Source organism: Chloroflexus sp., from assembly GCF_034434295.1.
Lineage (GTDB): Bacteria > Chloroflexota > Chloroflexia > Chloroflexales > Chloroflexaceae > Chloroflexus.
Map to the genome: position 1 here is coordinate 15,245 of NZ_DAOTZQ010000015.1, position 13,931 is coordinate 29,175.

Below are 13,931 nucleotides of genomic sequence, written 5' to 3' on the forward strand. Positions count from 1 at the left end.
CGGTATCTCATCGATTGGGGTGTGGAAGCCATGCGTTCGCATCAGCCAGGTTGATTGCCCTCAGCCGATGGCGTGTGTCAGTTCGGGCGCTGGCGATCTGAACGCCCTTCTGTATTCCACTCATACTTCAGGGACGAACAGAATATGTGAGGTAGTCCCAAGTTTGCTCAACAAAGTCATCGTGCAGGTGTGATACTGGCGTCTAGCAGTACATCGTTCAGATGCAGTATCAGGGTAATTGCTGACTGGTGTGTCATGGCTTCTATTCTACCAGATTCAACACAACATCTACTGCATCAGAAAGCTACATTGCAGCTCTCGATGCTTCGTTCTCCTGCGTAGTGGGAGCAGGGCCGGGGGTGAGGGTTCCCAGAGCGTCCTTGAGACCTCGCTCCTGCACGCCCTCACACCTTCTGTCCATTCCTGAACCGATCACAGCGAACCACTGGCAGAAATATCCAGAATATGTCACGATGTAGGTGAACCGACTCAGACCTGATAGTAGACAACACGTGGAAGCAAAATCTTGCTTATGAAACTCCTTGTTCTAACCCCGGCAATGGTCGAACATAATCCTGATTTACGCACGGTAGGAACCTACCTGTTGCACCTGTGGCTCAATCATCAACTGACACAGATCGCCATTGGTCACCTGGGAAGGTTCGATTTCGCTCCTGGTCATTACTACTATGTTGGCAGTGCATTTGGCACCGGCGGCCTGGTCGCACGATTACGACGGCATATCACCATTGAAAAGCGTTTTCACTGGCACATCGACTATTTGCGTCCTCATGCCGAGATACGCACAATATGGGCTGCACCCGGACGAGAGCGGCTTGAGTGTCGCTGGTGTGAGCGATTAGCTAAAGTACCAGAACTGATACGTCCGATCAGCGGTTTTGGTGCCTCTGATACCGGGTGTGGTGGTCATCTCTTTTATGCGGCGACGGCGATAGCAGAAACCGGCATACGCAAGCTGTTGCTGAAAAGCTGGTAGAATGCTCTTCACTGTTTTCAGGAGCGGACAGAATATATGACCTAAAACAACTTCTGCTGCATCAGGACGACCCGGAACGAGCTTCTAATCTAATTTTGTCAAAGATGTACTCTCCATTACGCACTGGACGGGTTGCCGTGCCCGCCCGTCATGCGCGTGTCGCAGGCTTTGGCGTGCGGCAGCCATGCTCACGATCCGGCGTGTGGTACGTTGTTGACAAACGGTCGCACAGGCACATAAACGCCTGCCAATCACCAACGACAGCCTACCCTGCTCCTGGCCTGTTGGCCGTTCCATCACGCGCTGGACGGGTTGCCGTGCCCGCCCGTCATGCGCGTGTCGCAGGCTTTGGCGTGCGGCAGCCATGCTCACGATCCGGCGTGTGGTACGTTGTTGACCATACTGGTCACGGGGATGCTGGATGTGCTCGTTCCCTTCATATGGTCGGTCACGAATGAACGAGATAACTTCCAGGAGACGTTTTTTGAAATAGGTTCCACCCTCTGGTAGCGCAATGCGAGAACGGACACGACATATGAGCTAATGCCAAATCTTGCTCAACAATGTGCATCGTTCAGGTGCGAGCCCTGTACCGAAGCATTACCACGTGTGCTACCAGCGAGTTGCTCGTGGGTGTCGTTAGCGCGTCAGTAGGGGCGACGCATGCGTCGCCCCTACGACCAGGCGTTGTTCATGGGCAGTATCAGATTAATTCATTGGCTGTTGTGTCATTGTTCTACCAGATGGAGAACAATGCGACATCTACCGCATCAGAAAGCCCGAATGCAAACCTCTACCTTCCCTCTACCACACCCCAGGAGAGGGGCCGGGGGTGAGGGCGTTCATCCTAGAGCCAATCTCAATCTCTGTTATACGTGCGCAGGTTTGATTCGCTCCTGAAGTGTCCGTAGTAGGTATGCTGCATCATGAAACAGCAGGAGGGGCGAATCACTGTTCGCCCCTCCTGGCTCGCGCTTTGCTGCTACGATACGAGACTACTCGCGTACCGGTAGTCCCCGCTCAACAATCAAATCCATCGCCCGATCTATTGGAATATGCACCTTACCCTCCATTGTATAGCCGTAGCTATTGAGTAATGTGCGTGCATCAGTGACATACGTTCGATACGTATTCCCGGTAACCGGCGCCGGTTGGGGGGTAAAGGGCAAACGCCCGGCCAGCAGCACGACCAGACTTAACACGAGGAACACCATCGGACCGGCAATCATCAAGCGACTCAGTGATGGCTCTGCCATTGTGCGTGCCGTGCGAACCGGCTGTGCAGGTCGTCCGACAGTATATCGCGATGCAGAGTAGTTCGGGCGATAGCTCATACTTCACACTCCTCTACGTTAGTGGTGACCGCTGTTCTGTAATTGCTCCATATTCGGATCGCGCAGCGGTAGCAGTGGTGCCTGTTGGACGTTGGCTGCGAACAGAGCAATGACCAGGCCGATCAGCCCGATGGGTGCTGCCACATCGGTGATAGCAATGTCCCACAGACGCTCGCGAAATTCGGGGAGGATAATCCAGGCCATATCAACAAAGCGCATCACCACAATCCAGCCCGCAATCGTCGCTAGTGTGGTCAGATTGCGCTTCGTACCGCGGAACAGTAAGACAAAGAACGGCAAGGCAAAGGCGAAGAGCATCAGGGCCAGTGCGACAAAAACCCAGCCGTGCTGCGTCCGATGGACATACCAGGGCGTAAACTCGGCCACATCACCCGACCAGATGATGACCAACTGGCCGTAGGACATATACGTCCACAGCACGGTGAAGGCGAACATCAACTTCCCGATGTCGTGGATCGGTGTAACCGAGACATACTCGCGGAAGAGCGCGGCATCACGGACGCGGCTCATCATCAAGGCCAGAAATGCCAGCGTCATCAACCCGGCATTCGCCATATAGTGTGCACCATAGATGGTCGAGAACCAGTGCGGATCGAGTGACATTGCCACATCGAACGAGAAGAAGGTCACCGTGATCACAAACAGCGCCACACCGATGCCACTCAGACGGCGCATCCGGGTTGCCAGCTTCTTCGCATCACCACCGGCATCCTGCTGTCGTGACCATGCGCGTAGGGTCAGCGCCAGAGCCGACCAGATGATGAAAAAGATCGCAATCCGGGCAGTCACCCACAACGGGCTAAGCCAGGGCACCTTGTGAGCGATGATAGGATCGAACTCGGCGCCACCAGGGGTTACTATTTCCGGGTTAGCCCACTCGTAGAGCGGATGCTCTAGCCCCAGCGCCTTGTACGTATCGAAATAACCGAGGGCAATCGGAATGAAAAGCAAGCCCATAATCGGCAACGTAGCAGCACCGGCTTCCAGCATCCGGCGTACTGTCACTCCCCACGCGCCGCCGGTCAGATGTTGTACCATCAGAAAGCCCAGGCAGCCGAGAGGGATTGTCATTGCCACGTAGTAACCATAAATATACGACTCGAAAAATGAGGTCGGACTGAGAAAATAGCCGGCGGCCAGAACGCCGATACCAATCACAGCAGCGGCCAGGCCAAGCATCTGTACCTGGCCGAGCTGGGGAATACGGGTCTGTGAGATACTTGTCGTCGCCATGGATTCTAACCTTCCAGCCTAATTACCAAGCTGTGCACGCTGATCGGGAGGAACATCATCAATAGTTGCATTTTGGCTCAACTGCAAGGCCCGGATATAAGCGGCAATCGCCCAACGATCTTCGGGGGTAATCCGTGATGCATAGCTATACATCGACTGATACCCACCATTCCCCGGATCGCCGCGGTACACGCCATTTGTAATTACCACAAAGAAATGGCTGAGAGGCGCTTCGCGCAGGCGCTGCTGATGGAAGTTTGCCGGCACGATACCGCCCCGCTCAGCAACCATACTTGCCCCGTAGCCAGCCTCGCCATGACACACTGCACAGTAGATGTTGTACTTCAGTTGGCCACGTAAGAGCAGGTCTTTGGTTACCGGGAAGGGCATTGCATCCACTTCCTGACCATCGATCAGACCGGTGTAGAGAAACTCGTCGGTCTTTACTACTTCAAACGGTGTCGTGCCGGGAACATTTGGGCGCGACGAACGGCCATCAGCGAAGAAGCTGCTCGGCTCATAGGTGGTGTACTTCTGCTGATCGTACATATCCTGGTGACATGCAGTCAGCAGCAACACCAACAGGCCGACCCAACCGAAGCGAATCATGCGTGATGTCAAGCGCGGCTTTTGCATGGGTGTCCCTCAGTATGCCACCTCAGAGACCTGCATCGGGTTCAGCGAGCGCAGGAACTGTGAAGTGCGCGAACGATCAAACAGCGGATCCGTTGCTTCAATACACAAGAAGAAGGCGTCTTGTGACGCATACTGGAAACGTGGCACGTTAAACACCGGGTGATATGGTGCCGGTAATCCGTTGAGTACCACCATCCCAATGGCTGCCGCAAACGAAGCCAGCAGAATCCCACTTTCAAATGTGATCGGGATCATGGCCGGCCAGTTGGTAATATCGAGCGGACGACCGCCGATGTTGATAGAATAATCAACCAGATTTCCGATGTATTGCAGAATAAACCCAGAGGCAGCCCCAATCAGCCCAAAGAGTAGCACCAGGCGAGGAACACCGGTATCGCCATGGGCAATCTCCTCAATCACCTCTTCAATCGGGAAGGGTGAAAAGGCATCCATCTTTGTATAACCGGCCGCTTTGGCCTTGCGAGTTGCTTCAATTAATGCCTCTGGCGTGGGAAACTCGGCCATCACGCCGTACACATCGTTACGCATCGCCTCACTCCTTTTAGTCTGCTGTCGCTGCACCATGCGCCGGGCTTTGCTCGTGCCCGTGACCGTGAGCGCCATGCCCTGCCCGCTGCTTCGCCTTCTCTGTTTCCTGATAGAGGAACAACTGCATCTCAAAGATGTTAATCATCGGCAAGACACGGATGAAGAGGAAGAGCAGCGTGAAGAAGAGGCCGAAGGTGCCAATGTAGAGCGACCAGTCCCAAATCGTGGGAATATAAATATCCCATGACGATGGCAAGAAGTCGCGTTCGAGCGAAATCACGATAATCACATAACGCTCAAGCCACATACCGACGCTAACGACCAAGGAGATGATCAGCAAGGCCGGTATATTCTGCCGCACCTTCTTGAACCAGAGCGGCTGAATCGCCACTGCGTTACAGAAGAGCAACCCCCAGTACGCCCACGAGCTTGGCCCAAACAGGCGGTTGTACAAGAGGTATTCCTCGTACTCATTACCGCTGTAGAGCGAGGCAAAGACTTCCATGAAGTACCCGTAGACGACAATCATTCCGGTGGTGAGCATAACCTTTGCCATCACGTCGAGATGGTGAATGGTTATGTAGCTCTCGAAGCCGTAGAAAGCGCGTACCGGGATCATGAGCAGGAGTACCATCGCGAAACCGGCGAACACGGCACCGGCCACGAAGTAGGGTGGGAAGACGGTAACTTGCCAGCCGGGTACCTGGGAAATGGCGAAGTCGAGCGAAATGATTGAGTGTACCGACACCACCAGCGGCGTTGAGAGACCTGCCAGCAAGATCGAAGCCATCTCGTAGCGGTGCCAGTGACGGGCCGATCCGCGCCAGCCGAGGGCAGCGATGCCATACAGCCGCTTCACCCAAATATTCTTCGCCCGATCACGCAGCGTAGCGAAGTCGGGGATCAGACCTACCAACCAGAACACCAGCGACACAGTTGCGTAGGTCGAAATTGCGAACACGTCCCAGGCCAACGCGCTGCGGAACTGTGGCCACATGCCGTGTGTGTTGGGGTACGGGATCAGCCAGTAGAAGAGCCATGGCCGCCCAAGGTGAAGAATGGGGTAGAGACCGGCACAAGCCACTGCGAACAGCGTCATTGCCTCGGCAAAGCGGTTGATCGAGTTGCGCCAGCCCTGGTTGAGCAGCAACAAGATTGCCGAGATGAGCGTACCGGCGTGGCCGATACCGATCCACCACACGAAGTTGATGATGTCCATGCCCCAGCCGACCGGGATATTGATACCCCAGATACCGACGCCACGGATGAACAGCCACGTCACCGCCACAAAGAAGATCATCAACATGAAGAATGCCACGCTGAAGCCGGCCAGCCAGCCCTTCGGTGTCTTCAGCGGCGGCGTGAGGGGTACATCACCGATCTTCGCAGAGATCGATGTGTAGGTTTCTCCCGGCAACAGATAGGCTTCGCCATCGTCTTTTGGCCGGGTGCGGAGTGGTTGCGCCTGTGCCATCGCTAGCCTTCCACCTTTTCTAGTTCCTCAGACGGATTGTGGACACGGGCCAGATATGTCGTGCGCGGGATGGTGTTCAGGAAGCCTAGCAGGCCATAATTGTGCCCTTCTGCTTTCCATTTGGCAACCCGGCTATTGCTGTCATTAATGTCACCAAAGACAATGGCACCTGTTGGACATGCCTGCTCACAGGCAGTCTGAATGGCGCCGTCGCTAATGACATACGATGACTGACCGGCTTGCACTGCCGCTCGTTCGGCCGCAATACGTGCGCCGCTAATGCGCTGGACGCAGTACGTGCACTTCTCCATCACACCTCGAATGCGCACCGTCACATCTGGGTTGAACGCGAGCTTGAAGGTCTCGGTCGTGGTATCGCTGTATTGCAAGAAGTTAAACCGCCGTACCTTGTACGGGCAGTTGTTCGAGCAATACTTTGTACCGACACAGCGATTATACACCATGTTGTTAAGACCTTCGTAGTCGTGAACGGTAGCCGCAACCGGACAGACAACCTCACATGACATGGCGCTTTTTCGCACTGCATACAGTTGACAGGCATCATGTAGATCGAGGGGTTATCAAAATCCTCACCTGCAAAGTATCGATCAATGCGTATCCAGTGCATTTCACGGCCACGCGAGACCTGATCTTTGCCAACGACGGCAATGTTGTTTTCAGCCTGACAGGCTACGACACATGCGTTACAGCCGATACAGGCGTTCAGGTTGATGGTCATTCCCCAGGCGTTGCGACCGGTATAGTCATCGCCGGGTTGAAGCGATTGATAGTTTGGCGCTTCTCGGCCGTATTCCTCGCGATAGACCTCTTTGGCAATATACTTCGGGTCTTCTTTGAATTTCTTAAATTCACCAACCCGATAAATATCGCGGCCTTCGAGTGTCCAGTGGTCTTGCGTACTGACCAGCAGATAGGTGCGACCGGTGTTGGTTACGCGGGCACCAGCGCCAAACCATGGGCTATCGCTGGTACGGATTGGGTAGACATCGATACCGACATCGTTGCCCACCCGTCCGGCATGGGTGCGACCATAGCCGAGATTGAGCGTGATCGAGTCTTCAGCGTGACCAGGTAGAAGCCAGATCGGTATCTCGATAACCCCACCGCGATATTCAATGCGGGCTATCGTGCCATTGACCTTCGAGAGCTGCTCAAGATATTGCTGCCGCTCACGATCATCGGCTTCAGTTCCGATCAGGCGGTCAGCATTGAACGGCAGGCCAAGCAATTTGATGGCTGTGCGCGGACTCATCAAAGCTGCATTGTCCCACACCAGTTTGGTGAGTGGACGCGGTAGTTCTTGCAGCCAACCATTATTTGCATAAAAGCCATCGAAAAGTGATGGGTCTGGCCGGAATACGATTTCAACACCATCACCGGGCTGCGGAATCGGTGTCGCCCGGATCGCTTCCTCGTTTAACGTTGGTTCGATAACGGGGGCAACCGTCTCAGCAATAACGCCGTTTGCCAGTGCTACCTGCCAGCCGGTTTCGCCAATCTGTTCCAGCCAGAATGAGCGTACCAGATCATAACTCTCTGCTTCTGGCTGGCCGAGCATTGCCGCCAGCAGTTCGTTAGCGGTTTTGCCACCGTAGAGGGGTTCAATCAGCGGTTGCACAATACTGGCCGTACCATCGAAGGCACGAGCATCACCCCAACTCTCCAGCGGGTGCGCTTGTGGAATGTGCCAGGTGGCACGTGCCGACGTCTCGTCAACAAACTGGCTCAGATGAATAGTTAGCGGTACGCTCGCCATACGGGCGGCGAAGCGGAGATCACCGGGCGTGTTGTAGACCGGATTCCCACCGATCATGATCAGGGTCTCAACCCGACCGGCAGCCATCTCGCTGACCAGCGCCACCAGCTCTTCCGTCTGATTAGTCGGGCGGGCTTCAACCGGTTCGTGGTAGAACACTGTCTGGCCCACATTTCCCAATTCAGCATTGATCAAGTGAGCCAGTGCGTGGACGATGGGTGGCTGTTGATCGCCGGCAATTACTACCGACTGACCACGATGCTCTTCGAGATCGCGTACAATCGCACGCAGAAACTCTTCAGCCTTTGGCGACAATGTAGCTGGCGCACCACCGACGCCCAGCTCATTCGCCAGAGCACCGGTAAAGGCAGCAATGGTATCGGCGCGTAGGGGTAGTCGATGATCGGCAGCCGTACCGGTAGTTGAAGGACTGGCCTCGACGACGTACAGCCGGTTCATCGTCGGGCTATCTTTACGCACCTTCCGTCCTTCGGCAAAGGCGCGGGCATAGGCGATAAAACCGGGGCCGGGAGCCAGAAAATCGGCATCCAGACTCACCACGATCTGAGCTGCCGACAGATCGTAGCGCGTCGTAACATCACGACCGAACGCCAGCCGGGCACCGGCAACCACATTGTCGCGGTTGATCGGCTCGTACTGGTACCAGCGGGCCTGGGGGTAGGCTTGCAAAAATTGCTCGATCTGCGCCGCCAGCGATGGTGAGGTGATGGTCGTGGTTAGCAGACGGATACCTGCCCCTTGCGTAGCGCGGGCAGCCGTTAACGCATTGGTCAGCGTCGTCGTAAACTCTTCCCAGGTGGCCGGTATGCCCTGCCGCAAAACAGTGGTTGAACGGTCGGGGTCATACATCGTGAGAATTTCGGCCTGTGCGAAGAGATCGGTGCTACCGAGGCTGGCCGGATGGCGTGGGTTCCCCTCAACCTTCGTCGGGCGTCCTTCGTTTGAGCGTACCAGAACACCGGTACCATACCCACCAAGGGTCAGCGTTGAAGCAAAATATTGCGGTATACCGGGTACTCGTCCCTCTGGCTGGCGATCAAACGGTGCGATGTACTGGCGTGGTTGATACGTACAGGCAGTGACACCGGCCAAAGCGAGGGAAGCTCCCATCAGCTTCAAAAAGGTGCGCCGGCTGATTCCATCCTCCAGCTCGCTTGCACCACGCGGAAATTCCCGCTCGATCAGCTCACGAAAGGCTGGCGCATCGGCCAATTGATCAAGCGAACGCCAGAACTGAGGGCCGCGAGCATCCCGCAATTGGGCGCGAATAGCTTCGAGATCGGGTTGTTGCTGTGTCATAATCTTCTACCAATACCGTTGATAGCGATTCCAGCGGGCACGTCGATTACACCGGTCGATCAACCTGGCGAATCAGCGGTGACATACGTAACAATTGGTCAACTGATCAGGTGGCATAATGCCGTATTCCGCTACAAGCTGGCGACCGATCGCCAATTGGTTGGATGGTGGTACATAATCCATGTTGTACACCTCTTCGCGTGGTCGCACATACAGCTCTGGATTGCGGTGGCAATTCAGACACCACCCCATGTACAGGGCCTGTTGCTGCCAGACCACCGGCATATTGTTCACCTGACCGTGGCAGGTTGAACAACCAATACCCTTGTTGACGTGGATCGAATGGTTGAAGTAGACAAAATTCGGCAGGTCGTACACTTTCACCCATTCAATCGGCTTACCGGTGGCGTAGCTCTCACGCACTTTTTCCAGGAGCGGGCTGTAGGTTTTGATCTGGGAGTGGCAGGTCATACAGGTTTCGGTGGCCGGAATGTTGGCAAAGTACGATTGATCAACTGAGGTATGGCAATACCGACAGTCAATCCCGACGACATTCACATGCAGTTGATGACTGAATGCCACCGGCTGCTCAATGGCCACGTTTACCTGTCGGAAATAATTTGACCGAAACTAAACGCCGAGAATTAGAATCCCTTCAACGACGAGCAGAACGAGGGCGAAGATGCTCAAACGCGACAGAAGGTTGGCATTGCGGGGAAAAATCTGTGCCATGCTGCATTACCCTATCCAGGAAGCGAACTGCACGGTGTCACCTGTTCAACCATTATAGAACCATTTTGCTTTTGCGTCAAATACCTGGACGCCGGATTATTTTTCATTTCCTTACAGAATGCTGAAAACGCGAATCGTACAACGTGGTTTAGGTGACAGGTTTTTGCATATTTTGCATAACCTCTCGCTCTTATAGCCCTTGCTACATGTCTGGCCATACCATAGTATTGTTGCACCCCTCTTCTCTAATCATATCACAATTTTTTGTGCAAGCAGCGTGCAATTTCGTGACAAATGTCGCAAGGCATATGTGAAGTGGCGATGGGCAAGTGGCACACCGGTAAGAACCTCGCTCCATCTCCCGTTGTTGCCTCTTGTTTCACTTCAGCTCCTCTTTCCTATTTCCTCTCTCCTCTTTTCTCATCCTGCCCTTGCCTCACTTTCCACTCTGGCCCCTCCCTTTTCTAAAGCCTGTTTCAAAAAACATCTCCTGGAAGTCACCCCTAACAAAACTCTATGAACGTGACGATCATCGCCAGCATCCCCGTGACCAGCATTGTCAACGGCGGGCCACGCGCCTGCCACGAAACACGGCTGCTGCGGCAGCCTGGTTGCCGCACGCCAAACTGTGCGACACGCGCATGACGAGCGGGCAAGGCAATCCCTCCAGCACGAGCTAGCACGGCTGGAGGGGCGCACTGCTACCGGGCCAGTCGTCCAAAACAACACCCGTAGCGATCATACCGGCTGATACGCATGTGGTTGACACCAGTTGTGGGTAATGCATACGACATGGTCAACGGCGTGCCACGCGCCGGATTGTGAGCACGGCTGCTGCGGCAGCATGGCTGTCGCACGCCAAACTGTGCGACACGCGCATGACGAGCGGGCAAGGCAACCAATTCGGCACGCGATGGCATTATTGATAGTCAGCAGCACTGCACGCTTCCATACCGACATGATCTGCTGTCGTTAACGATTGGCAAGCATTCTCGAACCCGTGCGACAGTCTCACAACGCGACCGCACATCTTCCATGAAACAAGTTCCATGAAACAAGTTCTACATTCCCAATTCCAACCTCCTACCCCCCTATCTCTTCCACTATTTCCTATCTCCTACCCTCTATTTACTTCCTTCTCCCTCCTATCTCCTATCTTCTCCCTCCTCCCCCCTGACTGCTTCCCAACCAGTTATGGTATAGTGTGCACCAATAGATGACGTTCGCACGAGGACATGCGATGAAAATAGCGATTATTGGTCTGCCAAACAGTGGGAAAACAACCGTCTTTAATGCCCTGACGCGCGGCCATGCCGAGACAGCCGCGTATTCGTCGGGTCAATTAGAGCCAAACCTGGCAACCGTCAAGGTTCCCGATCCGCGGCTGGAGGTGCTGGCGCAGATGTTTAAGCCGCGCAAGATTACCTATGCCGATGTGCAATACGTTGATATTGGCGGCTTGAGCGGGAGTGGCCGGGCTGGGGGTGGCCTGCCACCGGTCTTGCTCAATTACATCGCCTCTGCCGATGCCCTGTTGCACGTGGTGCGTGCGTTTGACGATCCGGCGGTGCCCCATCCAAATGGTTCGGTCGATCCACAACGTGATATTGCAGCGGTCGATCTGGAACTGGCTTTTTCCGATCTCGGCATCATTGAACGGCGTCTAAATCGATTGAACGCCGAGATTCCCAAATTGTCGGCCAAAGAGAAGGAGCTGCGCACCGCCGAACGCGATCTATTGCAGCGTTTGCGCGAGGCACTCGAAGCCGAAACGCCAATCCGGGCGCTCGAATTGACCGAAGACGAGGCGCGGATGATTCGCGGCTATCAGTTTCTCACCGCGAAACCAATGCTCATCGCGCCGAACATCGGCGAAGCCGATATAGCCAATCCACCGCAGATTACCTATCCGCATCGCCAGAGTGCGGTTGAACCGCTGTGCGGCAAGATCGAAGCCGAGCTGGCGCAGCTCGACGATGCCGAGGCCCAGGTCTTTATGGATGACCTGGGCATCACCGCGCCGGCCCGTGATCGGGTGATTGCTGCCAGTTATCGCCTGCTCGGTCTGATCAGTTTTCTCACCGCCGGCCCCGACGAGGTGCGGGCATGGCCTATCCCAAAAGGTACGCCGGCAGTCGAAGCGGCAGGGACGATCCATTCCGACATTCAACGTGGCTTCATCCGGGCTGAGATTGTCGCCTACCACGATCTGATCAACGCCGGCAGTATGCACGAGGCGAAAAAAGCAGGACTGGTACGAATGGAAGGCAAGCAATACATTGTGCAAGATGGAGACATTTGCCACTTCCTCTTCAATGTCTGAGCGATTGTTGACGGCGTCGCTGCGGGCGGTCTGGTGGGGGCCTGCGGTTGCCCGGATCATGGCTGCTGCCCTGGCCGCAGCCGATCCGTTTCAGGCAACGACCACCGCTCTGCAGCGCGACGGCGACTGGCTGATTGTGGGCGAGCGCCGCTACGATCTGCGGACGTTTCAGCGTGTCTGGTTGGTCGGTGCGGGCAAAGCTGGCGCGGCAATGGCGCAGGCTGCGCTTCAGGTGCTGGGAGATCGCTTGCAAGGCGGCCTGGTCGTGGTGAAAGATGACGGTGCCCCACTGCCTGATCTGCCGGGTATCACCCTGTTACGCGCCGCCCACCCGACACCAGACGAGCGGAGCGTGCTGGCCGGTCAACAACTCGCGGCCTTGCTCGCTCAGGTCACCGAACACGACCTGGTGCTGGCCCTGATTTCCGGTGGCGGTTCAGCGCTGCTCAACCTGCCGGTACCGGGGGTCTCGCTGGCCGACATTCAGATCCTCACTGCCGAACTGCTGGCCTGTGGCGCACCGATTGGTGCTATCAACACCTTGCGCAAGCATCTCGATCAGATCAAAGGTGGCGGACTGGTGCGCATGGCGGCACCGGCAACCCTGATCCCCCTCATCCTATCCGACGTTGTCGGTAGCCCACTCCAGGTCATTGCCTCCGGGCCAACCGTCGCCGATCCAACCACCTTCACCGATGCGCTGGCGTTTCTCGAACAGTACGAATTAATGGAACGGTGTCCACCGGCTATCCTGACGTATCTGATGGCAGGTGCCCGTGGCGACTATCCAGAGACATTGAAACCGGGTGATCCCTTGCTCACGACGGTGCAGAACATTCTCATCGGGAGCAACGCGCAGGCCGCCCAGGCCGCACTTGTTGCCGCCCGCGACGCCGGCTTCAACGCGATGCTCCTGACCACCTACCTGGAGGGTGAAGCCCGCGAGGTGGGGCACGTGCTGGCCGGAATTGCCCGCGAAATTGCGACATCCGGCCATCCACTGGCAACGCCGGCCTGCGTGATTGCCGGCGGCGAAACAACCGTAACACTGCGTGGAACCGGCCTGGGCGGGCGGAACCAGGAGCTGGCGTTGAGTGCCGCCATTGCCCTCGACGGCCTCGACCAGGCCGCCGTCATTGCCCTGGCAACCGATGGCGGCGACGGACCAACCGATGCTGCCGGCGCAGTTGCCACCGGCACAACCGTCGCTCGTGCCAGAGCGATAGGCCACGATCCGCTGGCTCACCTGCGGCGCAACGATGCCTACCCCTTCTTCGCCGCCCTCGACGATCTCCTGCGCCCCGGCCCAACCGGTACCAACGTCAACGATCTGGTGTTTATTGTGGTCGGATGACAGCTTCGTCCAGCGGTTTCAACGTCCTACGCTATAGCATGCCCGTCATCCGCCCTTGGGGCCTCGTCATACGCGAGAGCGTTTCCCGCCTTCGTCATGGTGGGCGTCACATACTGCTGGAATACCGGCCACGTGCTACGATAACGCGCTGAAGGATACCTCAACAGAACGCCACGCAGAG

At 56.0% G+C, this 13,931-nt stretch carries 8 protein-coding genes and 2 pseudogenes; 3 read left to right on the forward strand and 7 right to left on the reverse strand.

Features of this window, described 5'->3' with window-relative positions; translation table 11 throughout:
• Nucleotides 1-532 precede the first annotated feature (532 nt).
• Entirely contained in the window at nt 533-997 is a 465-nt protein-coding gene (locus VAE57_RS03170) for a GIY-YIG nuclease family protein (protein ID WP_322820457.1), read from the forward strand.
• 995 nt (nt 998-1,992) lie between these two features.
• Here VAE57_RS03170 and VAE57_RS03175 read toward each other — a convergent pair.
• From VAE57_RS03175 to VAE57_RS03205, 7 genes and pseudogenes are all read right to left on the reverse strand, one after another.
• Nucleotides 1,993-2,331: a hypothetical protein gene (locus VAE57_RS03175; protein ID WP_322820458.1), complete on the reverse strand. Its 339-nt coding sequence runs from the start codon at nt 2,329-2,331 to the stop codon at nt 1,993-1,995.
• 18 nt (nt 2,332-2,349) lie between these two features.
• Complete coding sequence (locus tag VAE57_RS03180; RefSeq protein ID WP_322820459.1) at nt 2,350-3,585, reverse strand: hypothetical protein; 1,236 nt, start codon at nt 3,583-3,585, stop codon at nt 2,350-2,352.
• An 18-nt stretch (nt 3,586-3,603) separates the two neighbouring features.
• Nucleotides 3,604-4,221, reverse strand: coding sequence for a cytochrome c (locus VAE57_RS03185; protein ID WP_322820460.1), 618 nt, complete (start codon nt 4,219-4,221; stop codon nt 3,604-3,606).
• A gap of 9 nt (nt 4,222-4,230) precedes the next feature.
• Entirely contained in the window at nt 4,231-4,770 is a 540-nt protein-coding gene (locus tag VAE57_RS03190) for a DUF3341 domain-containing protein (RefSeq protein WP_322820461.1), read from the reverse strand.
• 13 nt (nt 4,771-4,783) lie between these two features.
• A complete protein-coding gene (gene nrfD, locus VAE57_RS03195) occupies nt 4,784-6,244 on the reverse strand; it encodes an NrfD/PsrC family molybdoenzyme membrane anchor subunit (protein WP_322820462.1) in 1,461 nt (486 codons plus the stop codon).
• 2 nt (nt 6,245-6,246) lie between these two features.
• Nucleotides 6,247-9,341, reverse strand: a pseudogene (locus VAE57_RS03200) (TAT-variant-translocated molybdopterin oxidoreductase).
• Between the two features lie 72 nt (nt 9,342-9,413).
• Nucleotides 9,414-10,073 (reverse strand): annotated as a pseudogene (locus VAE57_RS03205) (cytochrome c3 family protein).
• Between the two features lie 1,240 nt (nt 10,074-11,313).
• On the opposite strand from VAE57_RS03205, the gene ychF reads away from it, so the two are divergent.
• Both ychF and VAE57_RS03215 read left to right on the forward strand, forming a co-directional pair.
• Nucleotides 11,314-12,396 (forward strand): redox-regulated ATPase YchF, encoded by a 1,083-nt coding sequence (ychF, locus tag VAE57_RS03210; RefSeq protein WP_322820464.1) that lies wholly within the window; start codon nt 11,314-11,316, stop codon nt 12,394-12,396.
• Nucleotides 12,389-13,750: a glycerate kinase type-2 family protein gene (locus tag VAE57_RS03215; protein ID WP_416208426.1), complete on the forward strand. Its 1,362-nt coding sequence runs from the start codon at nt 12,389-12,391 to the stop codon at nt 13,748-13,750. The genes ychF and VAE57_RS03215 overlap by 8 nt, the downstream gene beginning before the upstream one ends.
• Nucleotides 13,751-13,931: the final 181 nt, after the last annotated feature.

Excerpts from the sequence above, each read along its gene's own strand:
- ychF (WP_322820464.1), top strand. The coding sequence starts at position 11,314 with ATGAAAATAGCGATTATTGGTCTGCCAAACAGTGGGAAAACAACCGTC.
- VAE57_RS03190 (WP_322820461.1), bottom strand. The coding sequence starts at position 4,770 with ATGCGTAACGATGTGTACGGCGTGATGGCCGAGTTTCCCACGCCAGAG.
- VAE57_RS03180 (WP_322820459.1), bottom strand. The coding sequence starts at position 3,585 with ATGGCGACGACAAGTATCTCACAGACCCGTATTCCCCAGCTCGGCCAG.
- VAE57_RS03215 (WP_416208426.1), top strand. The coding sequence starts at position 12,389 with ATGTCTGAGCGATTGTTGACGGCGTCGCTGCGGGCGGTCTGGTGGGGG.
- VAE57_RS03175 (WP_322820458.1), bottom strand. The coding sequence starts at position 2,331 with ATGAGCTATCGCCCGAACTACTCTGCATCGCGATATACTGTCGGACGA.
- VAE57_RS03170 (WP_322820457.1), top strand. The coding sequence starts at position 533 with ATGAAACTCCTTGTTCTAACCCCGGCAATGGTCGAACATAATCCTGAT.
- VAE57_RS03185 (WP_322820460.1), bottom strand. The coding sequence starts at position 4,221 with ATGCAAAAGCCGCGCTTGACATCACGCATGATTCGCTTCGGTTGGGTC.
- nrfD (WP_322820462.1), bottom strand. The coding sequence starts at position 6,244 with ATGGCACAGGCGCAACCACTCCGCACCCGGCCAAAAGACGATGGCGAA.